This is a genomic window from Arthrobacter sp. TmtSoilC51 (assembly GCF_055388015.1).
The window spans coordinates 5,091,734-5,115,070 of record NZ_AP035877.1; the positions used below are offsets into that span (position 1 = coordinate 5,091,734).

16 protein-coding genes and 1 pseudogene are annotated in these 23,337 nt (G+C 61.4%); 9 read left to right on the forward strand and 8 right to left on the reverse strand.

Features of this window, described 5'->3' with window-relative positions:
- Window positions 1–87 precede the first annotated feature (87 nt).
- A complete protein-coding gene (locus ACZ5G6_RS23360; RefSeq protein ID WP_498688533.1) occupies window positions 88–744 on the reverse strand; it encodes a response regulator in 657 nt (218 codons plus the stop codon).
- Window positions 741–2,015, reverse strand: coding sequence for a sensor histidine kinase (locus ACZ5G6_RS23365; RefSeq protein ID WP_498688535.1), 1,275 nt, complete (start codon window positions 2,013–2,015; stop codon window positions 741–743). The genes ACZ5G6_RS23360 and ACZ5G6_RS23365 overlap by 4 nt, the downstream gene beginning before the upstream one ends.
- Before the next feature lie 195 nt (window positions 2,016–2,210).
- Between ACZ5G6_RS23365 and ACZ5G6_RS23370 the strand changes: the two genes are divergently transcribed.
- Together ACZ5G6_RS23370 and ACZ5G6_RS23375 are read left to right on the forward strand one after the other, a co-directional pair.
- The gene (locus ACZ5G6_RS23370) at window positions 2,211–3,290 is read left to right on the forward strand and encodes an ABC transporter permease (RefSeq protein WP_223935163.1); all 1,080 of its coding nucleotides are present in this window, start codon (window positions 2,211–2,213) and stop codon (window positions 3,288–3,290) included.
- Between the two features lie 25 nt (window positions 3,291–3,315).
- Window positions 3,316–4,017: an ABC transporter ATP-binding protein gene (locus tag ACZ5G6_RS23375; RefSeq protein ID WP_498688536.1), complete on the forward strand. Its 702-nt coding sequence runs from the start codon at window positions 3,316–3,318 to the stop codon at window positions 4,015–4,017.
- Here ACZ5G6_RS23375 and ACZ5G6_RS23380 read toward each other — a convergent pair.
- The gene (locus ACZ5G6_RS23380; protein ID WP_223935165.1) at window positions 4,014–4,409 is read right to left on the reverse strand and encodes a winged helix-turn-helix transcriptional regulator; all 396 of its coding nucleotides are present in this window, start codon (window positions 4,407–4,409) and stop codon (window positions 4,014–4,016) included. The two genes, ACZ5G6_RS23375 and ACZ5G6_RS23380, sit on opposite strands and share 4 nt — an antisense overlap.
- Before the next feature lie 83 nt (window positions 4,410–4,492).
- On the opposite strand from ACZ5G6_RS23380, the gene ACZ5G6_RS23385 reads away from it, so the two are divergent.
- Entirely contained in the window at window positions 4,493–5,098 is a 606-nt protein-coding gene (locus tag ACZ5G6_RS23385; protein WP_498688538.1) for an NAD(P)-dependent oxidoreductase, read from the forward strand.
- On the opposite strand, the gene ACZ5G6_RS23390 is transcribed toward ACZ5G6_RS23385, so the two are convergent.
- The 5 genes from ACZ5G6_RS23390 to ACZ5G6_RS23410 form a co-directional block, all read right to left on the reverse strand.
- Window positions 5,099–6,547 carry a phytoene desaturase family protein gene (locus ACZ5G6_RS23390; RefSeq protein ID WP_223935167.1) on the reverse strand — a complete coding sequence of 483 codons (1,449 nt, stop codon included), beginning with the start codon at window positions 6,545–6,547 and terminating at the stop codon, window positions 5,099–5,101.
- Window positions 6,540–8,051: a glycosyltransferase family 87 protein gene (locus ACZ5G6_RS23395; protein ID WP_223935168.1), complete on the reverse strand. Its 1,512-nt coding sequence runs from the start codon at window positions 8,049–8,051 to the stop codon at window positions 6,540–6,542. Before ACZ5G6_RS23395 ends, ACZ5G6_RS23390 begins: the two co-directional genes overlap by 8 nt.
- A 177-nt stretch (window positions 8,052–8,228) precedes the next feature.
- On the reverse strand, window positions 8,229–8,369 hold the full coding sequence (locus tag ACZ5G6_RS23400) for a hypothetical protein (protein ID WP_223935169.1): 141 nt from the start codon (window positions 8,367–8,369) through the stop codon (window positions 8,229–8,231).
- Between the two features lie 598 nt (window positions 8,370–8,967).
- Entirely contained in the window at window positions 8,968–9,549 is a 582-nt protein-coding gene (locus tag ACZ5G6_RS23405; protein ID WP_223935170.1) for a histidine phosphatase family protein, read from the reverse strand.
- Window positions 9,550–11,028 (reverse strand): CCA tRNA nucleotidyltransferase, encoded by a 1,479-nt coding sequence (locus tag ACZ5G6_RS23410; protein WP_498688540.1) that lies wholly within the window; start codon window positions 11,026–11,028, stop codon window positions 9,550–9,552.
- A gap of 196 nt (window positions 11,029–11,224) precedes the next feature.
- Between ACZ5G6_RS23410 and ACZ5G6_RS23415 the strand changes: the two genes are divergently transcribed.
- From ACZ5G6_RS23415 to ACZ5G6_RS23440, 6 genes and pseudogenes are all read left to right on the forward strand, one after another.
- Complete coding sequence (locus ACZ5G6_RS23415; RefSeq protein WP_090822121.1) at window positions 11,225–11,728, forward strand: NUDIX hydrolase; 504 nt, start codon at window positions 11,225–11,227, stop codon at window positions 11,726–11,728.
- A gap of 26 nt (window positions 11,729–11,754) precedes the next feature.
- The gene (gene murJ, locus ACZ5G6_RS23420) at window positions 11,755–13,791 is read left to right on the forward strand and encodes a murein biosynthesis integral membrane protein MurJ (RefSeq protein ID WP_498688541.1); all 2,037 of its coding nucleotides are present in this window, start codon (window positions 11,755–11,757) and stop codon (window positions 13,789–13,791) included.
- A 140-nt stretch (window positions 13,792–13,931) separates the two neighbouring features.
- A complete protein-coding gene (locus ACZ5G6_RS23425) occupies window positions 13,932–15,614 on the forward strand; it encodes an ABC transporter substrate-binding protein (protein ID WP_498688543.1) in 1,683 nt (560 codons plus the stop codon).
- 268 nt (window positions 15,615–15,882) lie between these two features.
- Complete coding sequence (trxB, locus tag ACZ5G6_RS23430; RefSeq protein ID WP_498688545.1) at window positions 15,883–16,839, forward strand: thioredoxin-disulfide reductase; 957 nt, start codon at window positions 15,883–15,885, stop codon at window positions 16,837–16,839.
- A gap of 37 nt (window positions 16,840–16,876) precedes the next feature.
- Entirely contained in the window at window positions 16,877–17,203 is a 327-nt protein-coding gene (gene trxA / locus ACZ5G6_RS23435; protein WP_216924410.1) for a thioredoxin, read from the forward strand.
- Between the two features lie 507 nt (window positions 17,204–17,710).
- Window positions 17,711–18,975: pseudogene (locus ACZ5G6_RS23440) on the forward strand (IS110 family RNA-guided transposase).
- The last annotated feature ends 4,362 nt before the right edge of the window (window positions 18,976–23,337 follow it).

Here is a 23,337-nt window from a genome sequence, read left to right on the forward strand (position 1 = left end):
TTTGTGATCTAACTCATAACGAAACGTGCACCAATCGTCACTGCTCGCGGGCGAAAGGTCAACCGTTTCACCAAAATTGGCACCCAATTACTGCCCGCGGATGATCCTTCGCTGCGTCGCGACGGCGATGGCTGCCGTGCGGTTAACCACGCCAAGCTTCGAGTAAATGTGGACCAAGTGCGTCTTCACCGTGGCCTCTGAGATGAAGAGTTGCCGTGCAATGGCCCGGTTACCGAGTCCGGTCGCCAGGAGTTCCAGCAGCTCAATCTCCCGCGGGCTCAAAGCCGGCGAGGGGTTCCGGATCCGGCCCATAAGACGCGCCGCGACCTCCGGCGCCAACGCGGTTTGGCCCGCAGCAGCGGAGACCACCGCCTGCCGAATCTGCTCCGGTGGAGCGTCCTTCAGCATGTAGCCACTCGCGCCGGCTTCAACGGCGGCGAGAATATCGGCGTCGGTGTCGTAGGTGGTGAGGATGAGCACAGGCGGCGGGGGAGTTCCGGCCTCGCCGGCCTTGATCTTTTCCGTGGCCGTGACGCCGTCCATGCCGCTGCCCATTTGCAGGTCCATGAGCACCAAGTCCACGGGTTCACCCAGTGCGTGCAATTTTCGCAGTTCGGACAGCGCGGCATCGCCGTCCGCGGCTTCGGCTACGACGCTGATACCTGGGAAGTCGGCGAGCATGGCGCGAAGCCCCGCCCTAACCACAGGATGGTCGTCCACCAGTAGGACGCGGATGTCGCTCACTCCGACCCACCCGGCAGGGGCACCCGAATGGCCACCACAGTTCCTTCGCCAGGCGCTGACTCAACGTCCAGGCTGCCGTCCAGCGCGGCCAACCTTTCACGGAGGCTCTGAAGTCCGACGCCGGTGCCGTCGCCGCGCGCTGCATCGGCCGCCGTCGACGGCTCAAAACCGATGCCGTCGTCGAAAACGTCCAACGTCACCTCCGAGCCGAGGAAGGACAAGGTCACGACGGCGGACCGCCCGTGGGCGTGCGCCCATACGTTCGCAAGGGAAGCCTGGGCGGCCCGGAGCAGGGTGGTCTGGTACGTGTTGGGTAGCTCCACAGGCGTGCCCACCAGCTCGAAGCGGCAACGCAAGGCCGTACCCCGGGCAGCGGCCTCGGTCTCGGTCTTTTCGCAGAGCCGCCGCAGAGTGTCCACCAGTCCAGACTGCTCAAGATCCGGTGAACGCAGTCCCCGTACAAAACTCCGAGCCTCCGCCAGGTTGGCCGATGCCGTGTCCTGGACAATCCTCAGCCGCTCCTTAGCGGCCGCCACGTCGCCGCCCTCCAGCGCTTTCTCCGCCGACCTGCCCATGAGGACAATGCTGGAGAACCCCTGTGCCAAGGTGTCGTGTATTTCCCGGGCCAACCGTTCGCGCTCAGCCAGGACCCCGGCATCGTGCTGGGTTTGCGCGAGCTCGGCGCGGGTTCGGCGCAGGTCATCAGCCACGAGTCGCTGGTTCTCCGCCTCGACGAACAAAGCCCGGTAGGCCAGCCCCGTCACCACGGCGAAACCGGCCCCGAACACCGGCCCCAGCACCATGGCGAGCTGCAAGCCGCCGTCGGATAGTCCCCTGGCGTGAAACCACAAGGCGCCCACCAGCAGGGCAGTGCTCGCTGCGATCGCGGGCAATGCCAGCCGCCGGGGGAGCAGGTGCAATTGCAGGAAGAACAGCGGGAAGGCCACCCATGCAAAGTCACCGCTGACCAGCAGGAGCAGCAGCCACAGCAGCATCACTGTCCCGAGCCACCAGCCTGAGTACGGTGTGGGATCGAAGCTGGAGGCATTACCGGCGTGGCGTTTCTCCAGGATGGTTCCGGAGAGATAGATGAGGGCCAACAGAGCGGACAATCCCAGTCCAGCCACCACAGCCACGGGAGAGGGCGTCCCGGCGGATCCAACACCGGTCAGCAAACGCACGATCGCCACCAACAGCAACACCGCGAAGCCCACGTGCAGGCAGACGCGCAGCACGCGAAGGATTGTGGCGGCGCCGGTGGGGGACTGCATGCCTTCCAGCGTAGCCGCGACAATCTCCCGAACCGCCCGGAATCGGCGTACTGAGGCCTGAATCAACCATTCGGATGATCGCTCGATCAACCGCACGGCGCCTGCCAATCCATCCGGCTCCTGATGTCCCGCCGGGCCATCGCCGGAAGAGTTGATGGGACCGGGACCAAGCCCGCCTACAAACAAAGGATTGTGATGTTTCTTGCCATCCGCGACATCCGTTTCGCCAAGGGACGCTTTGCGCTCATGGGCAGCGTCGTCGCCCTGATCACGCTGCTGCTGGTCATGCTGTCCGGGCTAACAGCGGGACTGGGCAACCAGTCGACGTCGGCCATCGCAGCCCTGCCCGCCCAGCAGATTGTCTTCGGCGCACCTGCCGGCGGTGAGCCCAAGGCGTCGTACACGGAGTCAGAGGTGTCCACAACCCAGGTTGAGTCGTGGCGGGAACAGCCGGGCGTCACCTCCGCCCAGGCGCTCGGAATCAGCCAAACCCGTTTCCAGTCCTTGGGTGACGGTGGCACTCCGAGCGGCACGGCGAATGTCGCAGTCTTTGGCGGCAAGCTAGCTCCGTCCGCTGTGGATGGGGGGACCGTGGTCGTAGGGCAATCCCTGGCAAAGGAACTGGCGTTGGAGGCTGGCAGCAGCGTCCGTGTGGGCGGGACAGATCTGACTGTCTCGGCCATCGTGGAGGACCAGTGGTACTCACACACCGGCGTGGTCTGGACAACCCTGGATACCTGGCGATCCATCGCCCACGCCTCGCCCGGCACCGCCACCGTCATCGCTTTAACGCACGACGCCGGAACTTCCGTGGATCTCGACGTCGCCAACGCCGCGGCTGGCACGGTCAGCACGGATCCCGTGGGTTCATTCCAAGCATTGGGCTCTTACAAGAGCGAGAACGGTTCGCTCATGCTCATGCAGGCATTTCTTTACGGCATCTCGGCGTTGGTCATCGTGGCCTTCCTGACCGTGTGGACCGTGCAGCGCACCCGCGACATCGCCGTGCTCAAAGCGCTGGGTGCCTCCTCGGGCTACGTCCTGCGGGATGCATTGGCCCAAGCTGCCTTGGTGTTGCTGGCCGGCACAGCCGTGGGTGGTGCCATTGGCCTGGCCGGGGGAGTCTTCGCTGCCCAAGCGGCGCCTTTCCTGATCACTCCCCTGACCACGCTGCTGCCGGTGGCGGGAATCGTCATCCTTGGCCTGGGCGGCGCCGTCCTGGCTGTCCGCAAAGTCACCACAGTGGATCCCCTGCTGGCCCTCGGCGGCAACTAATAACATTCCTTGAAAGGCATACACCGTGAGTAAAGCACTGAACCTGGTCAACATCTCCCTCGAATACCCAGACGGCGGTTCCACCCTCAAAGCCCTGGACTCCGTGGATCTCGCAGTCACCAAGGGTGAGTTCCTCTCCCTCGTGGGCCCGTCCGGCTCCGGCAAATCCTCTTTGCTCGCCGTGGCGGCCACGCTCGTGAAACCCACCGCCGGAATCGTCATCATCGACGGGCAGGACGTCTCCGCCCTGAAGGAGGCCGAGCGCACAGCCCTGCGCCGGGACGAGGTGGGCATCATCTTCCAGCAACCCAACCTGCTGCCGGCACTGACCGCCGTCGAGCAGTTGCTCATCCGGGAGCATTTGCGCCGCCAAACGGCCCGCAGTGCCCGCCCGAAAGCCGAAGCGTTACTCGACGTCGTCGGCCTGGCGGGATCTGCGCACAAACGGCCACACCAATTATCCGGCGGGCAGCGCCAGCGCGTGAATATCGCTCGGGCGCTCATGGGCAGCCCCACCGTGCTCCTGGTGGATGAGCCCACCGCAGCCCTGGACCACGAACGGAGCGAATCGATCGTCCGGCTGTTGCGGAGGGTGACAGACGAGTTCGGGACTGCAACGGTCATGGTCACGCACGATGCCGAATTCCTTCCCCTCACAGACTCCGTGGCGACCATGCGCGACGGACGAATCAGCCGCGCCCAAGTCCCGTCCGCCCAGCCCCACTAGGGGGAGCTGAGGAGCGCTTCGTCCTGCGCGTCGTCGTAGGCGTCGCGGGCTTCCAGGATGGTGGGGACGTGACTCTCGGCCCATTCGCGCAGCAGCGATAACGGCTGCAACAGGGATTCACCCATCGGCGTGAGTCCGTAGTCCACACGCGGTGGAACCTGGGCGTGGACGGTCCGGGTGATGAGCCCATCGCGCTCCAAGGCACGCAGCGTCTGGGTGAGGACCTTCGGGGTGACAACGTGAACCATCTTTCGCAGCTCCGAGAAGCGGACCGGCCCGTCACCGAGCACTTGAATGACCAGCGACGCCCACTTGTCGCCAATCCTTTGGAAGATGACGCGGGAGGGGCAATTGGGGTCCAGGATGTTGCCTGGTAAGGCATTGGTATCCACGAGGTAACTCAGTTCCTTTGAAGCTATCAGTATCCAATGGATACCGTTGGGTCATTGCAAGGATAGCAACCCATAGGAGAGCAATGAAAATCGCAGTCTACGGCGCAACGGGCATGGTCGGCAGCCAGATCGTCAACGAATCCATCACCCGCGGCCACGAAGTCACGGCAATCTCCCGCAATGGTGCCGAGATCGCCGGCACAACCGCCCAAGTAGCCGATCTGGCGGATGCCCAGGCCTTCGCCTCCGTTGCAAAGGAACACGACGTCGTTGTGCTGGCTACGGGTCCAAGCCGCACCGGCGGCGACCATGCAGAGTGGCTCGATGCCATGGCCACGGCTTACAGCAACGCCGAAGGAACCCGCCTGATGATCGTTGGCGGTGCAGGCACCCTCGAGGTAGACGGCGTCCGGCTCCTCGACTCGCCGGACTTCCCCGAGGCATACAAGGCGGAAGCCACCACCGCCGCGAAAGCACTGGAAGCAGTCAAGCAGACCTCCGAGGACGTCGACTGGACCGTACTTGCGCCCGCCCCTGTGATTCAGCCGGGCGAGCGTACCGGCGAATACATCGTGGCCAAGGATTCGCCTGCCGGCAGCAGCATCTCCTCGCAGGACTACGCAGTTGCCATGCTGGATGAGATCGAAAACCCGGCTCACCGCCGCGCGCGCTTCACTGCTGCGAACTAGCTAACCGACAGTCAGGCCTAGCCCGGGTACCGGCACATGGAATATGTCCTTGAGGGCATGCTTCGCCGCATGGTACCCGGGCATCCCCGTCACACCAGGGCCGGGCGGGGTGGATGAAGAACACAAATACACCCCGGGCATGGGCGTACGCCACGGCACGTTGGACACTACTGGCCTCTGCACCAAGCCCCGTAGATCCAAGAGGCCCGCGCTGAAGTCACCGCCCACGTAATTCTCGTTGTACGCGGCCAGTTCTGCCGCCGTCGTGGTCTTTGAGGCCACCACAACATCCCGGAAGCCGGGCGCGTACCGCTCAATCCGTGCCGTCACGGCTTCGGCCATATCTACGTCTGATCCAGCGGGCACATGGCAGTAGCTCCAGAGAATGTGCTTGCCGGCCGGTGCACGGGAAGCATCCACCAGCGAGGGCTGGGAGACCAGGACATAGGGCTCCGAGGGATGCTTGCCAAGCGCTACGAGATTCTCTGCCTCAGCCATCGCCAAACGCGAACCGCCCACATGAACCGTCCCAGCCCTTTTCAGCCCGGGTACGAGCCAAGGAACAGGTTCGGACAGGATGTAGTCCACTTTGCAGGCCGCATTCCCAAAGCGGAATGTATCCAGCGCCCGACGATAGTTTTCAGGAATCTCAGCACCGCCCAGGCGGGCGAGCGTCGGAGGCGCAACGTCCAGCAGGATAGCCTTTGCCGGCCTGACCTGGTCCAAGGAATCCACACGCACACCGGTGTGGATCGTTCCGCCGTGGGCTGTGATGTCGTCTGCCATGGCACGCGCGATAGCTGCCGATCCGCCAACGGGCACCACCCATCCGCCCGCGTGAGCCAGGACCGCCAGCAAGAGTCCGGCGCCTGTCGAACTGAGCGATGGCTGTGAGCCCAAAGCGTGCGACATCACGCCGGTCAGCAGTGCAGGAGCAGCCTCTTCCCGGAAGCGCCGACCCCAGATCGGTGTTCCCTGATCAAGGGTCGCGAGGCCAAATAGCAGAGCCGCCAGAGGATCCTTGGGCATGCGGAGCAACTGGTTCGACGTAAAGTCCACCACCCCGTTGAGGCGCGCAAGGAGGGGCGACATCAGGCGACGGTACGCAGGGCCGTCCACCCCGAGTTCCATGGATGTCCGTTCCAAGGACTGGTATGCGAGAGCCGCTCCACCCACGTCCAAGGGGGTGCCGTGCTGGACTTCAGGCAGGCGCAGCTCAATGCGCCTCGCGAGGTCGAATTCCTTGAAGAAGGGAGACGCCAGTGCCATTGGATGCACCGCGGAGCATACATCGTGCAGATATCCCGGCTCGATCAGCTCGCTGGTCCGTGTCCCGCCTCCAATGGCCTCGGCGGCCTCGTACACGTGCACGTCCAAGCCTGCGCGCGCCATGATCACTGCGGCGGCAAGGCCGTTGGGACCAGAACCGACGACGGCGACATCAGCCATCGCTACCAACCTCCATGTGTCGGGGTGCTGTAGGCGCGGCAGGCTCAACCTTTGAACGCCAGGGGAGAACTGACGCGGACGGATGGAGGACATCGATCCTGAGCCAATCCTTGGTGCCCTCGAAGGGCCCGCCATGGGGATCATCCTCACCCAGTGCACGCAAGGGATCCTGCGACGGGTCCCAGATGTCAGCCACCACCCTCGCCATCAGGTAGGCCGTTGCAACCATGTGCAGACCCACAGCCAGGACGTAGTAGGACATGTCTATGTTGTGCTGTACGGGCCCACCGCTGGTCGCCTGCCCCAGGTACATCCAGATGGCAGCCCAGTGCAGTCCTTCGGCGGCCTGCCATACCAGGAAGTCCCTCCAGCGCGGCCGTGCAAGGGCAAGGAGCGGGATGAGCCAGATAACGAACTGGGGGGAGTAGACCTTGTTCGTAAGGATGAATGCGGCCACAATCAGGAACGCCAGCTGGGCCATGCGCGGACGCCGCGGAGCCACCAAAGCCAGGGCGCCGATCAATACACAAGCAATGACGAACAGATTCAGCGCTAGCGAGTTGATAGTGGCAGCGTTGAGTTGGGTCCATTGAAGCCGATCGGCCACGAGGTTGAACGCGAACCAGGGCGAGCTGTATCCGGCGGGCCGGTCCTGCGTGAATTCGAAGAAGTAGCGCCAGCCGGAAAGGTTCATTGCGGCGATGGGGAGGTTGACCGCCAGCCACGAGGCAGCGGCAGCGGCGGCAGTCGTGAAGAACACCCGTAGACGACCGCTGCGCAGTGCCAGCACCAAAATAGCGCCGAGAATCAGGACTGGATAGAGCTTGGTGGCCGTGCCCAGTCCGATGCAGACTCCCGCCAGGACCAATTTGTCGCGGGAGAAGAAGTACATGGCCAACGCAAGCAGTGCCACCGCCCACATGTCCCAATTGATGAACCCGGCAAGAACGATTCCCGGGGCAAGGGCCACCATCGCCGCATCCCAGGGGCGCCGCTTGTTCATCCGGGCGGTGAGGAGGACGGTAATAATCCATACCGCCACAATCAGCGTCGCGTTGACGTCGAAGTAACCCAGAATACGTTCGTTGCTTACGCCCTGGCCGGGTACGAGCAGAGCCGTCAGGCCTGCGATGATCCCCATGAGGACCGGGTACTCAAACAAGCTTCCTTGCGTGAAGAAGGGGAAGACTCCATCGCCCAGTCCGCGGTTCCGGAAGAGTTCGGGGAAGTCGGAGTAGCACGTGGCGTAAAACTGTGTTGGGGTCTCCCAGCCGTTGACGCGGCAATAGTCCTTTGCCAGCACGGCCAGGAGGGCCGCTATCACGGTGAGGATAACCAGTACCCGTTCAACAGTGAACGGCGCGGGGGAGACCTTTCCTGGAGACGAGTGGCGGCCCAAGGGTCCGCCCACAATCTCCGTGAAGTTGCGAAGCAAGGAGTCGCTGCGGCTTGGAACCACAAAGCGGGCACGTTTTCGCTGCCTGTGCGGCTTCGTCTCCTGCATGAATTGAGCTTACAGTCAGCCAGCTTGAGTATCGCCACCAAAGTGGCGGTGACGAAGCAGCAAGGGCGCTGACCAGCCAGTTTAAAAGGGGGGAAGCCCACGCGCAGCCGCGTGGGCTTCCTACGGTTCAGCATGCATGTGCGGCACCGGAAACTCCTTCGGAAGGGCTGAAGGTCATCAACGGATGAGTCCCATCTGGTGCAGGACGACGAAGACGTCTTCACGACCTTGCTTGAGCAGCTGGTCGTTGAACAGCGTGCGTTCTTTGGGAGCATCGCTGCTCTTGTAGAAGCGCAGGTCCTTGGGGCGCTTTGGCATGTGGTTCACCTCCTTTCATTGCAGAAAATTGCCGGAATTGGGCACAGCAAATAAAGCCAATTGAATTCAGGAGAAATCAAGGCATAAAAGAGCACACAAATAGCCGACGCTAATAGGGGGAGTAAGCAGACCGATGCCGAAGCACGAATGATCGTGCACAATTGCGTGTGCTTCCTGCAGCCGTCCCCAACAAGAAGCTGGTTCCGAACTTTGGGGAAACTGCGCACCCGCGGCTTGTTGCGTGGGTCTGCGCCTACAACTGGCTACTCAGAACGCCACCCCGGACGGGTGGCCATGAAGATCGCCGGCGTTGGAGCCGGTCCGATGGTTCAGGGAGTGGTCAGTGCTTCGAAAAATGGCGTCGATCAGCGCAGGAGGCCGGGGTAGCGGTAACGGTCACATTCCATCCGCTAGTCAAAGTAATCATTTCTCCCAACCTCCTTCTTTGCTGTGGCATTATGTCCGACTGATTAACCGGGGTAATGCGCGCCTCGTTCCCGGCGGGTCGCTCTGGGAACAAGATATAAGCTACCGCATGAACTTGGAGTTTGGCCAGCACAATTCGCTATTTAGCCAAAGTTTTTCTAAATTCGCGTTCTCAGAGACCCCAGCGGACAATCGCCGGCGTCCGCTTATCCCAGCCAAGCGTGCACACCTTGGCTGTTCCAAGAATGAAGTGGCGGCCTTCCTTTGCATCCATTTCCAACCAACGGGCCGTGAGAATACGTGAGAAATGGCCATGTGCCACTACCAACACATTGTCCATTCCTGACTCCAGGACACGTCCAATGATCTTGTCGGCGCGGGCAGCTACTTCGTCCAACGTTTCGCCGTTGGGCACGCCGTCGAACCAGATCAGGTAGTCCGGGTTGTCCTTGCGGATGAGGTCGGAGCTGATGCCCTCATAATCGCCATAGTTCCATTCGACTGCCAGCGGCTCGTGTACGGCGTCGGGAAAGCCGGCCAGTTCTGCCGTGCGGCGGGCGCGACGCAGTGGAGAGGTCAGAACGAGGTCAAAATCGATGCCTTCAAGGACTTTGCGTGCTTCAACGGCCTGCTGTTCGCCCTCAACGGTCAAGGGAAGGTCGGTCAAGCCTGTGTACTGACCGCTCTTGGACCATTCCGTCTCGCCGTGGCGAAGGATCCAGAGTTGCGGACGCGGGGAGATCGCGGCGTTCAATTAGGACTCCTTGGTTTCTGCGGCAGTTTCGGTTGAAGGATCGACGACGGCGGACTCGGGTTGCGCTTCCCACCACGCCAAGAGCTTCTTCTCGGCTTCCTCGGGAGACAGCGGTCCGTGTTCCATCCGTTCCTCGAGAAGAAACTTGTAGGCCCGGCCGACAACGGGACCCGGCTTTAGCCCCAGAAGCGCCATAATCTGCGCTCCGTCAAGGTCAGGCCGGACAGCTGCCAACGATTCCTGTTCCAAGAGGGCAGAGATTCGATGCTCAAGGTCATCGTAGGCGAAGGACAATCGGTCGGCCTTGCGCTGGTTACGCGTGGTGACGTCGGATCGTGTCAGGCGGTGCAGGCGTTCCAGCAGCGGACCGGCGTCGGTCACGTATCGGCGGACGGCAGAATCGGTCCAGCCGGCGTCTCCGTAACCGTAGAACCGCATGTGCAACTCCACGAGTCGCGCCACTGCCTTGATGGACTCATTGTCGAACCTCAGGGCCTTCATTCGCTTGGCTGTCAGCTTCGCACCCACAACGTCGTGATGCCTGAAGCTCACCGCGCCGCCCGGTTCGAACCGGCGCGTAGCCGGCTTGCCGACGTCGTGCATTAAAGCGGCGAAACGAAGCACAAAGTCGGGGCCTGGAACCGCACCGTCCGGGCCGGTTTCCAGCGAGGCCGCCTGTTCGAGGACCTGCAGGGAGTGCTGGTACACGTCCTTGTGGCGGTGGTGTTCATCGGCTTCGAGGCGAAGCGCGGAGACCTCGGGAAGGACAAATTCGGCAAGCCCTGTGTCCACCAGGAGATCGATCCCCACGCGCGGGTGGGCGCCGTTGATCAGCTTGACCAGTTCATCGCGGACCCGCTCGGCTGAGATGATTTTGATGCGATCGGCCATCTGGGACATGGCGAGCCGGACGTCGTCGTGAACCGACACGCCAAGCTGGGACGCGAACCGCGCTGCACGCATCATGCGCAGGGGGTCATCGGAGAAGGACGCCTCAGGCGCACCGGGCGTGGCGAGTTCGGAGGCGTGGAGGTCACGGACGCCACCGAACGGGTCCACCAGCTCCAGGCTCGGCAGGCGCAAGGCCATGGCGTTGATGGTGAAGTCGCGGCGGAGCAGGTCCTCGGTCAGTGAATTGCCAAAGGCGACTACGGGCTTACGCGAATCGGGATCGTATGCTTCGGCACGGTAGGTGGTGACCTCGATCTGGAAGCCGTTCTTCTTCATCCCGATTGTGCCGAAGGCGCGTCCAATTTCCCAGAAGTTGTCCGCCCATTTCTTGATGACGGAGATCGTCTGGTCGGGTGTCGCGTCGGTGGTGAAGTCCAGGTCCGGGGAGTTCCTCCCCAGGAAAAGGTCGCGCACAGGTCCACCAACCAAGGACAGCTCGAAGCCGGCATCGACAAAGCGCTGCCCGAGGTCGAGTACCACCGGATCGATGGTGAAGTTAACTGAAGAGCTGTCCAATACGTGCGCCATAGTTCCTTAAGCTTGGCAGATTTTTGAGCAGCATTGGGCCACAGTTGCATCCGAAAACCAGCGGACCCGTCACGCGTGTCTCCTGCCGTCCATCTTGTGGCCATGTCCCGGTCATCACTGGAGGGCAAGAGTCGTTAGAGTGGACTTCATGGCCAATCCGATCCCGAGCGCTCCTGGCAGGAGGACGAACGCACCGTTGCCTTCGGCAATCGGCGCCCACGTCGCGCCTGCCCCGCAGCACCCGGTCCAGGCCTCGCTTCCCACTGTGGAGGAAGTCTCGGCGGGCGGCGTCGTGGTGGACACGTCCGACGGCGAACTCCGGGTTGCGATTATCGCCCGCCTTAATAGGGGTGGCCGGCTTGAATGGTGCCTGCCCAAAGGCCATCCGGAAGGCCGGGAGAACAACGAGGAAGCCGCCGTCCGTGAGATCGCCGAGGAAACCGGCATCGAGGGAAGCATCCTTGCACCTTTGGGGAGCATCGATTACTGGTTCACTGTGAGCGGCCACCGGGTCCACAAGACTGTGCACCATTTCCTGCTTCAGGCCACCGGCGGCGAGCTCACAATCGAGAATGATCCGGACCAGGAGGCCGTGGACGCCGCATGGGTTCCCATCCAGGAATTGGCCCGCAAATTGTCTTTCCCGAATGAACGCCGCATCGCCGATTTGGCGCGGGAAGTGCTTCCCGAGCACCTCTGACCCGGGTGCATGGGACGATAAAGGCGATGTCTGAAGCCAAAACTACTCAGTCCGTTCAATCCGGAGAAGCACGTTCCAGCGCCATCATGGCCGCAGGCACGCTCGTTTCCCGGTTCCTTGGCTTCGCCAAAACGTGGATGCTCGGCGCCGCCCTCGGGCTTGGTTCCACGGTCAATGACACGTTCATCAACGCGAACAACCTGCCCAACCTGATCTTCCTGTTGGTGGCCGGTGGCGTGTTTAACGCCGTCCTGGTCCCGCAGATCATTAAGGCCAGTAAGGGGGCGGACAGCGGCGCCGATTACATAAGTCGACTCCTGACCTTGGCCGTGTTGGTGCTACTGGCGTTGACGGCCTTGGTGACACTCGCCGCGCCCATAGTTATCGACCTCACCACCCAGGGCTACTCGGAACAGCAGAAGGCCCTGGCGGTAACTTTCGCATTCTGGTGCCTCCCGCAGATCTTCTTCTACGGCCTTTACGCACTTCTTACACAGGTCCTGAATGCGCACGGTGCCTTTGGCCCCGCCATGTGGGCTCCCATCCTCAACAACGTGGTGGCCATCGCCGGCCTGGGCATGTTCATCTGGATCCTGGGTGCCAACTACACCAACCCGCACACGCTGGATAATTGGGGACCAACACAGACCTTCCTGATTGCCGGGTTCTCCACGTTCGGTGTGATCGCCCAAACGGCCATCCTGCTGATCCCCGTCATGAGGCTGCGGCTGGGCCTGCGGCCCCGCTTCGGTTGGCGCGGTGTTGGACTTGGCCAGGCAGCCAAGTTGAGCGTGTGGACGCTGCTGACTGCCGCCGTCGGGCAATTGGCATTCCTGTACGTCATGAAGATCGCCACCATTCCCGGCGCCGAGCGGCTCCGCCTGGACAACTCCGGGCAAACCACTGCGGCATCCACGCTGCCCGGTAACGCAGTGCTCGAAGTCGCAAGCCAGCTGTACTTGCTGCCGCATTCGATCATCGCGCTGTCGCTGGCTACCGTCCTCTTTAACCGCATGACGCGCGCGTCGCAGGACGGCAACAAGGCCGAGCTGCGCGACGCCCTCTCCCATGGCCTGCGCACCATGGCTGTCGCAACAGTTTTTGGCGCCCTGGCATTGTTCGCGCTGGCCGGTCCGTTGGGCATGTTCTTCTCCGGTGGAAAGCCACAGGACGGCGTTATGCTCGCCCAGACGCTCACGATCCTGGCTCTGAGTACTCCCTTCATGAGCGCGAACTTCATGATGTCCCGAGTGTTTTACGCCAACGAGGACGCGCGCACACCCCTTTATGTGCAGCTGCTGCTCGCCGTGGTTTACGTCGTGGGTGCGTTCATCATCCAGTTCCTGCCGGTGGGCCAGATCATCTATGCGATCGCCGTCCTCTATACCTTGGGCAACATACTTTCCGTAGTCATCAGCGTGTGGTTCCTCCGCAGGATGCTGGGACATCTGGACGGCCCACGCATCGCCAACTCGTACATCCGCATGGGCTACGCGGGCCTCGGCTCGGCGATTGCGGGCGCCCTGGCGCTTTGGCTCCTGGGGAGCTACCGTGCCGACGGTTTTGCGTGGAGCAGCCGGCCCGCCGCCCTGGTGACCGTGGTCGTCGTTGGACCCGTCATGCTGGTGACCTATCTGCTACTGCTTCGCGTCTTCCACGTCACCGAGCTCCGCGACCTCATGCGTCCGCTGATGGGCCGCTTTGGCCGCGGCGCACCTGCCGTCGCGGGGGCCGCTGCCGAACCCACGACGGCGGCACGCGCCACGGTCTCGGACGATACAGGCTTGATTCCGCGCATCTCGGGCGAGTTCGATGCTGCCTCGTTCAGGGCCGGCCCGGCTGTGGAGCCTACGCATGCTCCTTCGCCCACCCCGGACGCGCAGGATGCTCCCAAGACCTACCTGCCCGACGAGGACGTGCCCAGCACGGCCCAAGGCGGCAAGTTCCGCCCACAGGTCCCGTTGCCAGGCCGGCGCACCTACCAAGGCGACCCTGGGCACAATCCGTATTTTCCAGCCACCCGGGACGCTGCACAGCACACAAGGCGGAAGCGGAGAAAGTGAACCGGTGCCGTCAACGTGGGCGTCGGGCGGCAATCGGCTAGGCTAGAAATGAATACAGGTAGTTGCAAAAGCGGTACAACCGGCTCGCCGGGCTGACCGCGTGCAGGACCCGCAGCTCCCGGACAGCCTAGGAGGAACACGTGTCCCACCCGATCGACGTCGGATCAGTGCTTGGCGGCCGCTACAAGGTCACGGCCACCGTATTGACCTCGCATGACCAAGATCTGGTGCTCGACGGCGTGGACCAGGTCCTCAACCGCCCCGTCAGCATCCTCGTTGCCGGTCCCGGAAATGCCGAGCAGGTAGCACAGAGCGCCCGCGAAGTTGCCACGGGGGAGCGCCCCGGACATGTCCAGATCCTGGACCTCGGAGTCAGCGACAACACCACTTACCTGATCACCAACCACAGCACCGCACCGGACCTCCTGGACCTCGTGGTCGCCACGAATCCGCCCTATGTGGAACCGTTCTTTACGGAAACCCTCGGCAGCGAGATCTTCGGCCAGCCGCGCACTTATGAGCCAGAAACTTATGACGGCCTCTACGAAGATGATGAGCACGAGGCCGAGTACATCCAGTACGACGAAAGTGGCTATCCGGTTCGATCGGACTCGGATGCTGCCCACGAGGCACCAGCTGCGCCGGCCGGCAGCGTTCCGCCTATGCCGTCATCCAGCCCGTCGTCGGCCAAGAGTGGCCTCGCTGGAAAACTTGCTGCCGCTGCGGCTGGTGCCGGGGCGGCCGGCGTTGCCGCCGCTGCCGCGCTGAAGAACGCCGGATCCAAGAACCACGACGCCGGGGCTGCCGCGAGTGGGGCTTCCGCGGGAACCCAGCCGCGGACACAGGCTGTGCCATCGCCGTCGTCCGGGGCGTCACCTGCTGAAACGCCGCCTGTTGCCCCGGTTCAGCCGCCTACCCAAGCCGTCTCTTCGCAGCCCGTGGCTTCGCAACCGGTGACCTCGCAGCCCACACCGAGCCGCGAGCCTGCCGGAGAACCAAAGGTGTCTCTGTGGTCCGAAGAGGACTATGGCCTCGCCGCCGGGGGCGGCGCCCAAGCCACCGGTGGAGGTACCTCAGACTCCGGTTACGATCGTGCTCCCACCAGCTTCCCGGCGTCGGCCGCTGCTACTGAAGACTACGAAGACGAAGAGGTCTACGAGGACGAAACCCCTGAACGCGAGCCGCGTTCCCTGCGCTGGCTCGTGGGCGGCCTGCTTGCGGCTGTGTTGATCGTGGGACTCGTCCTGGCAGTCACCAACCTGGGCAGCCTCCTGCCGAGCGGCGCACCAAAAGCTTCGGACAAAACGGCCGCGTCCACGCCGTCAACGGGCTCCGAATCCGAAAAACCGACGCCCAGCGAGACCGCAGCCCCAGCAACGCCTCCGGCCATCGATGGGATTACGCGCCTCGGTGATTTCCCCTTCGCCGCATCGTTCGACAAAGACCTTCCCAAAGCATTTGATGGCAACCCGGCGAGTTACTGGTCCGACATGGAGTTCGCTACGGCCAACTGGGGTGGACTCTCGGGTGAGATGCCCTTGGTGGTGAAGCTTAAGCAGCCGGCAGAGGTCAAGTCTGTGGTGCTCAACCAGCTGGGTGGCTCGGGCGGAAGCATCAGCGTTTACACCAACGATCGTCCTGCGATGGACGGCGCCAAGCTCGTCGGCACCAACAGCTTTACCTCACCGGAGCTGACCATGCCGCTGGCTGCGCCTACCCAAACCCAGTACGTCATTGTGGTCATCAAGACACTGCCTAAACTTGCAGCTCCCAAGACGCAGTTCGGATTTGGCCTGCGTTTGGCCGAGGTCACGGTCCAGTAGTTTCGTTCTGCACCCGCTTAGTAGGTAGCCAATGTGCCCCACAGCATTGGCTACCTACTTTTTTGCATGTGCACCCCGCATCGTGACTGATGTGGCTCCCGGTCATCCGGCGTCCCCGCTTCGATTGGCCGAGCCTCCAGACGGTACCCTGAATGATGGTGGGTTTTAGGCTCTCCAAATCCAACGGAATATTTGGACCGTTACAGGGGTTGAGTCAGGTGGCTGCCCCGAAAGCCGCAGCATCGACTAAGGAAGAGGTTCACGCCACGTGAGCATTGCAGAAAACAGCGCATCGCAGGTGCGTGATGTCATCATCGTAGGTTCAGGCCCTGCCGGTTATACAGCCGCCGTTTACACCGCCCGCGCCAACATGAAGCCTCTGCTCATTGCCGGTTCCGTCACTGCTGGTGGCGAATTGATGAACACCACGGACGTGGAAAACTACCCGGGTTTCCCCGAAGGCATCATGGGTCCCGACCTCATGGAAAACTTCGAAAAGCAGGCAGCCCGCTTCGGCACCGAGATTCTCTTCGAGGATGTCACCCAGTTGGACCTCGACGGCGACGTCAAGTCGGTCACCATCGGCACGGGGGAGACTTTCCAGGCGAAGGCCATCATCCTGTCCACCGGTTCGGCCTACCGTGAACTTGGACTTGAGAACGAGAAGCGCTTGTCGGGCCACGGCGTTAGCTGGTGTGCAACCTGCGACGGTTTCTTCTTCAAGGACCAGGACATCGCCGTTATCGGCGGTGGCGACTCCGCCATGGAAGAAGCTCTCTTCCTGACCAAGTTCGCAAAGTCAGTCACAGTGGTCCACCGGCGCGACACCCTGAAGGCTTCCAAGATTATGGGCGACCGTGCCCAGGCGCACGAGAAGATCAACTTCATTTGGAACACTGCTGTGGAGGACGTCCTCGGCGGAGACAAGGTCACGGGCCTCAAGCTCAAAAACCTGGTGGACGGTACCGAATCCGAACTCGACGTCACCGGCGTCTTCGTAGCCATTGGCAACGATCCCCGCACGGAACTCGTGAAGGGCAAAGTTGATCTGACCTCCGAGGGAACCATCGCCGTTGAGGGCCGGACTTCCCGGACCAACATCAGGGGTGTGTTTGCCGCAGGTGACGTCATCGATCCCACCTACCGCCAGGCCATTACGGCTTCGGGCTCCGGTTGCGTGGCGGCCCTCGACGTCGAGCACTACCTCGCAGACCTGCACTCCTGAGCTTCACCAGACCAGCAACCATACGAAGGGAAAAGTTATGAGCAACGCTAAAGACGTAACTGACGCAAGCTTCAGCACGGATGTCCTGGCTTCCGAGAAGCCGGTCATCGTGGACTTCTGGGCGGAGTGGTGCGGTCCCTGCCGCAAGCTCGGCCCCATCCTCGACGAGATCTCCGTGGAATACGGCGAGAAGGTTGACGTCGTGAAACTCAACGTCGACGACAATCCTGCCATCGCTGCCGAATACGGCATCACGTCCATCCCGGCTGTATACCTGTTCAGCGGGGGAGAAGTGAAGAGCACCGTCATTGGCGCCAAGCCAAAGCAGTTCTTCGAAAAGGAATTTGCGGACGTCTTGTCCTAGGCTCAATTCCTTAGCTAGTCAATAAAAGCCGGCGGCTGCCATTCCTGAGGGAGTGGGATCCGCCGGTTTTTTGGCGTTTGGCCGAATTGCACCCCATAGCGTTTGTTATTCGATGTTTGATTGCGCCAGGCGCCTTGAATGTTCGCTGAAGCCAGCGAACTGTGTTGACCTTACCTGGGGTAGGCAAAAACAATCCCTCACTCACATCCTGACCCGCTCCACCAACCCCTCACTCACATCCTGACCCGCTCCACCAACCCCTCACTCACATCCTGACCCGCTCCACCAAACCCTCACTCACATGCTGACCCGCTCCACCAAACCCTCGTTACGTTTTTCGTAGCCCGTTTCCTGGTGCAGGATGTGGGTGTGCTGGCCTGCTGGTCCCGGCATGATTTCAACCCTCTGTCGATCGATGATCTTGAGAGTGTTGTCACCGGGATTGGCAGGTGCCGGGGAGACCGCTAATAGGGGCAGGACAGTTCGGGAACGTCGTGCGTAACGTGGATGCCGGGCCCTGACACCGCGGACAGGCCAGCACAGGCAGCTGACTACGACCGGAGGTGCCAAGGGTGATCGAGAATCATGAAACCGCTGACGTATTCGTCGGGCTGGATGTTGGCAAAGGCGTCCATCACGCCGTTGCCTTGGACCAGGCCGGCAAGAAACTGCTGGATAAGGCCCTGCCCAACGACGAAGCAAAGATCCGGGAAATCCTTGCCGGGTTGGAGGGCAAGGGACGGGTCCTGTTGGTGGTGGACCAGCCCGCGACGATCGGGGCGCTGCCGGTAGCGGTTGCCCAGGCTGCCGGTGTCCTGATCGGGTATCTGCCGGGGCTGGCAATGCGCCGGATCGCGGACCTGCATCCCGGAGAAGCGAAGACCGACGCCCGGGACGCGTTCATCATCGCCGAGGCCGCCAGGACCATGCCTCATGCCCTGCGCTCGGTCCGGTTGGCCGATGAACAACTCGCGGAATTGAGCATGCTCTGCGGCTTCGATGATGATCTGGCCAAGCAGGCCACGGCTACTTCGAACCGGATCCGCGGGTTGTTGAACCAGATCCACCCAGCTCTGGAACGGGTGTTGGGACCTTACATGGGCCATCCTGCGGTGCTGGACCTGCTGCGGACCTGGCCGACCCCTGAAGCGCTCCGTCACGCCGGCCGGCGCCGGATCGGGAACCGGCTGACCAAACTCGCCCCACGGCTGGGCGAACGCCTGGCTGATGAGATCATCGATGCCCTGGGCCAGCAATCAGTTGTTGTCGTGGGCACGAACGCTGCGACCATCGTCCTGCCGCAGCTCGCGGCGATGCTCTCCGGGCTTCATGAATCCCGGATGACCGTCTACGCCCAGGTTGAAGCCCTTGTGGAGGCCCACCCTCTTCACCGGGTCCTGATGTCTCTGCCGGCCGTGGGCATCAGGACCGCTGCACGAATCCTCACCGAAGTCGCCGGGAAAGATTTCCCTACCGCCGCGCACCTGGCCTCATACCCAGGTCTGGCACCGGTGACCTGGCGCTCGGGGTCCTCCATCCGGGGCGAGCACGCTTCCAGAAAAGGCAACAAAGTCCTCAAACGCACCCTGTTCCTCTCCGCCTTCGCCGCCCTCCACGACCCACCCTCCCGCGCCTACTACGAACGCAAACGCGCCGAAGGCAAACGCCACAACCAAGCCATCATCGCCCTCGCACGACGACGCTGCGACACCCTCTACGCCATGCTCCGCGACAGCACCCTCTACCAACCAAAACACCCATCAACAGCTTGACGAAAAACATAGGGGCACTCTCACATCCTGACCCGTTCCACCAAACCCTCACTCACATCCTGACCCGTTCCACCAAACCCTCACTCACATCCTGACCCGTTCCACCAAACCCTCACTCACATCCTGACCCGCTCCACCAAACCCTCACTCACATCCTGACCCGTTCCACCGATCCTCTCTCGCATCCCACCGGCTAGCTTTACAGCGCGCAGAGTTGGGCCTATAAGCCGCCCTCTTCTCACGACGGTTTTTCTGGGTGCCGAGTCGCCCGTTCCCCACTAGGTACAATCCGGCCATGTCTGCCAGGTGTTCTGCTGGTCTAAGTACGCTAATCACACGCAGTTAGTCTTCGTAGCCACTGGCATCAGCTGGCTCTAGGATTCGCGGCCGAATGGGTCCTCGTGCCGTCGCGCCTATGCTCTACCCTGAATGCGGCTGCCCGATGCTGGTGGCTATGTGGCGATTGACTTGGCAAACATCAACCCACAAACAGGGATAAGGTTGCAGTCGGCCCTGCTTACCCTGAACAACGCTCCAGCGTCGACACCCTGCATTGAGAAAGACTCGACACCATCGAGGGGTAGTCTACGTCTGCCCGATGCGGACCAAGTCGTGTTTCACGTGAAACATCGCCCGGCTGTCGTTAGAATCGTGGTCGCCTCACGATCTTCAAGTCTGAGGCTCGACGAGAGTCTTTCTCGTCCAAGTCACGCCCGAAGCGCCTCGTACCTGTTTCACGTGAAACAGGGGACAGTCTGCCCGCCATGAGGCTGAATATTTGATCGGAAGATTCTGAGTCCTCGGGTCCAAGGCACGTAGAACTGCATAGCTCTACGAATTCAGTGCAGTGGCCACAGGTATCCCTTCCGCGGCAAAGCTCGTTCGAGGCTCTTTTGTCGAGATTCTTCGTAGCATTTCTACAGTGACATTCCTCCCGTGGTTCTTGCTGGTCAAGCAAGCAACCTCAACTACGTGGATCTGCAAAGCTGACGGAAAACCGCCTCCGGATCTGACATCCAACCGGCACCAGCCCTCGAAAAATAGTGTTGATGATGCGAACGTTCAATCCTGGGATGTTCGCCTGACACGATTCCATGTGTGAGTGCGTGTCCCTCGAACGAGTTACCCAACATCGAATCTGTCTCATAGAGAGCTGCTCCGACTGCGTGATTCGTTTCCGTCCTGGAATACCCAGCACGCTCCATGGCGCCTTCCTAAAGGGCAGCACAGCCCCACCCGCGCGACCTTGTGTCCGGTAGTCCTCCACTTACTCGAGAACGCCTAGCGCCTTCAAAGCCCTTGTACGTGGCGCTCGGAGCTTCACGCCGCTCACATCCGGGTCTTGTGTGGGACAGCGAACACCAGCTCTGCAACGGCGTGCTCTAACAACAGTCAGCATCAAGGGCGGGAGGCCTCTTCGTACTTCACGAGGTTCCGCAAGGTACGTGCTCGGGACGCTGCCGATACACCCGTTCAATGCACCACCCCTGTAGCCCAACATCCAGTTGCATCCGTTGTTCGACAACCATCCATCCCGTCCCGTCCGTTTCACGTGAAACACGGGACTGAGCGCACGTTTCCCGCCTCGAACAACCCACCTCCTGAAAGCCCTTGCCTCACTAGGAGCTTGGGAAGCCGGTTGTGGATTTGGGCATGAACCCCTTTTCGCCAAGCCGCTAACCAGCGAGACATCCCCGGTCCCCGAAGCCCAGATATGGCGCCCAGGACGGGAATCTCCGCTACTGCCCAAACGCGCCCACATACGCTCGGGGAACTCCTCGGGGAATCTCTGCTCCACGGCAGCTGCCTTGGGCAACGGTGGCCTTTTCAACGAATCGTCGGATCAGCCCTCTAGGGCGCCACATACTTACGAATACCGAGGGGACGGCGATTCCGTCCAGCGTCGAGAAACAGCCGACAGTCGGTCGCCGACTCTGAACTACATTCCTCCCACACACCTCCATTCCCAACTCGAGCACGAGAGAGGGACCCGCTCAACAATTTCATCCTCCCGAAGGCGACACACTTCCGTCGCTAACAAAGGGGCAAAATTGCAAGCGCACCCTCTGCACCCGTGCCATTCAATGAGGGAGCTCCGTTCAAGTTCAATAGCAGTGTGCCAGAACGCGGCGATGCACATGTTTCACGTGAAACACTCGTCGGCTGTATGCGATGCTGGAACGCACACATGGTTCCATCTGCGCACTGTTGAACCTGAAGAGCCCTGTGTTTCTCTCCCACGAACCCGCACCCGCTGTAAGCGGCCAACCCGGCATAGGAACAGTCATCAATATTCCCAGGAAGTTTCAGGGCCTGCCAGCCTGCAACTCCACGGACGAACCGCGGTGCAGACACCTTCCCTAAGCATGGTGATGATGCTCAACCATGCTGGCTACCATAAGGAGAGTGCCGTGAACCAAGAGACTGCGCAAGGCGGCCGAATCTACTTCAGGGCTTCTTTGATCCGGATCCATGAAAGCTCCGCGGACAAGTCGTTCCGGGAAGTCCTGCCTCTGTCGAACTCCAATTTCCTGTTACCGGACACCTGCAGACATCCGATCAAACGAAGACGTCCCTCGGGTTACTGCTTGACTCTGGCTGCGCTTGGGCCCGGTATTCGACGGACGTCAGCCATCCCGTCATGGTGAGCGCCCGACACGGACGCCCAGCCAAGGCCACCGACGACAGCCGCGGCGACTCACTTCCGATCTCACAGGCTCAATTACATCCAGGAAAATCATCTACAGGTGCGCGAGTCGATAGCACGACGGCGTTGCGACAAGAGCAGATACGTCATGATGGATACGGCAAGCCAGCTCGTTATGCACATGGTTATCCACAGGCTTTTCCACCGCCGATTTCTTGCATACACCAGAGGGGCTTGCTGGCTTGTTCGACTGCCCGCGGCTAATCAGGTTCGAACGTGTTCTGAGGACACCTGGACGGCGCTTCGGCTCATGGGAAAAATTACTCCTTCGAAGGCCAAAAGTCCCAGAAAACAAAGGCTTTCATGGTCATTTGCCAAGAGATCCACGAATTCTGACGAGGCTAAGTTTCACGTGAAACGGGCATCATGCCAGCATGGCGCAGCCGCCCTGTGTAAATGGATGGACACGTCAGATCCGCGACTCAGGGGAAGCTTCAGCGCCTACGATATCCACAAACTTATCCCCAAGGTTATCCACAGCGTTATCCACTGCCGAGTGTGTAAACTCACAGCCAAACTTTTTCGCCTTTCACTCCTGGTGAATAGCGCCTAGCCGCCACTGTACGTTTCACGTGAAACACGAACACGCTTTCCTAAGAGGCTGAACGATGGCCGTGAGCGTGCGCAAAGCCCTTGACCCCGGGACGCTGCCACGTCCGCCTCAACGGAGCGGGACCGCAGTCGAAGTAGAAGACCCGAAATACGCATGGCAGTGAGACGTACAACATCAGATCTATCGAGCAGCGAATCCCATCTGATGTCCTTGCTGCGTATCATCAGAGTCGAACCAAGCCCCCGGGGCTTTGCCCGGACGGCTACGTCTACACTGCCGGCCAGAGACAAGCGGCTAGGACGATCAGCAGTATTGGGCGCCATGCATAGCTTGAACTAATCGATCCTCTGGAGCCTCCTCATCCATCCGATGGCGACGCGCTGCCGCGAAAGGTCACTGCTGTCCCTATAGAAGCTTGAAGATGCGGGGTATGTTCCCACTCAACCAGAGCGGAGCGAAGGGCTATTGCCGGGGGTCGACGAACCTGGGACGGTCACCTGCCTAAGCTCGAGGCGCCATCCGCTTTGGAGACCAGTCCGCGGGGAAGGTCCAACAATGGAGGCTTGAAATGGGCCCCGGCGTCAGCCTTCCCTCGCGAACCAGACGGCAACATCCGCTCCTACTACATCCTGACAATACGGGACGTCATACTCCACGGGTCCCTACTGGAGTGACTATCAGGTTCAGCGAGAACTGCACCGTTGCTGTTATCGAAGGAGGACGTCGTCCTGGAAGAGGCAACTTGTAGGTCCTGCCCATTTGTGGGGCGCCACGGGGGATGGGCGAAGCGTCCGACTTGGCACCTTCACCATCAGCGTTTCCCGAAGGAACGATCTCTCCTTGCGACGCTCCAACAGTCCGCACAGTACAATTCGGAGGCGAATGGCCATTGGTAAACGTCGAGCCTCTCCTCCGTGGCGATTCCACGCATCGCCCACGGATACACTTCCGACAGGTACAGCCAGTATCGGAGCAGCTGGCATCCGAGGCTCGCATGAAGCGGCCGAACCAGTGCAGTGCTCCAGACTTGACTGGCCCACCATGCCAGTCGGCCGACTCTTCTACTTCCAGCCCAACGTATCAGGCCAATTCTTCGAACGGG

Bases quoted from the DNA above. Each gene is read 5' to 3' on its own strand.
- ACZ5G6_RS23390 (WP_223935167.1), bottom strand. From the start codon at position 6,547: ATGGCTGATGTCGCCGTCGTCGGTTCTGGTCCCAACGGCCTTGCCGCC.
- ACZ5G6_RS23410 (WP_498688540.1), bottom strand. From the start codon at position 11,028: ATGGCGCACGTATTGGACAGCTCTTCAGTTAACTTCACCATCGATCCG.
- ACZ5G6_RS23385 (WP_498688538.1), top strand. From the start codon at position 4,493: ATGAAAATCGCAGTCTACGGCGCAACGGGCATGGTCGGCAGCCAGATC.
- ACZ5G6_RS23370 (WP_223935163.1), top strand. From the start codon at position 2,211: ATGTTTCTTGCCATCCGCGACATCCGTTTCGCCAAGGGACGCTTTGCG.
- ACZ5G6_RS23395 (WP_223935168.1), bottom strand. From the start codon at position 8,051: ATGCAGGAGACGAAGCCGCACAGGCAGCGAAAACGTGCCCGCTTTGTG.
- ACZ5G6_RS23365 (WP_498688535.1), bottom strand. From the start codon at position 2,015: ATGCAGTCCCCCACCGGCGCCGCCACAATCCTTCGCGTGCTGCGCGTC.
- ACZ5G6_RS23400 (WP_223935169.1), bottom strand. From the start codon at position 8,369: ATGCCAAAGCGCCCCAAGGACCTGCGCTTCTACAAGAGCAGCGATGCT.
- murJ (WP_498688541.1), top strand. From the start codon at position 11,755: ATGTCTGAAGCCAAAACTACTCAGTCCGTTCAATCCGGAGAAGCACGT.
- trxA (WP_216924410.1), top strand. From the start codon at position 16,877: ATGAGCAACGCTAAAGACGTAACTGACGCAAGCTTCAGCACGGATGTC.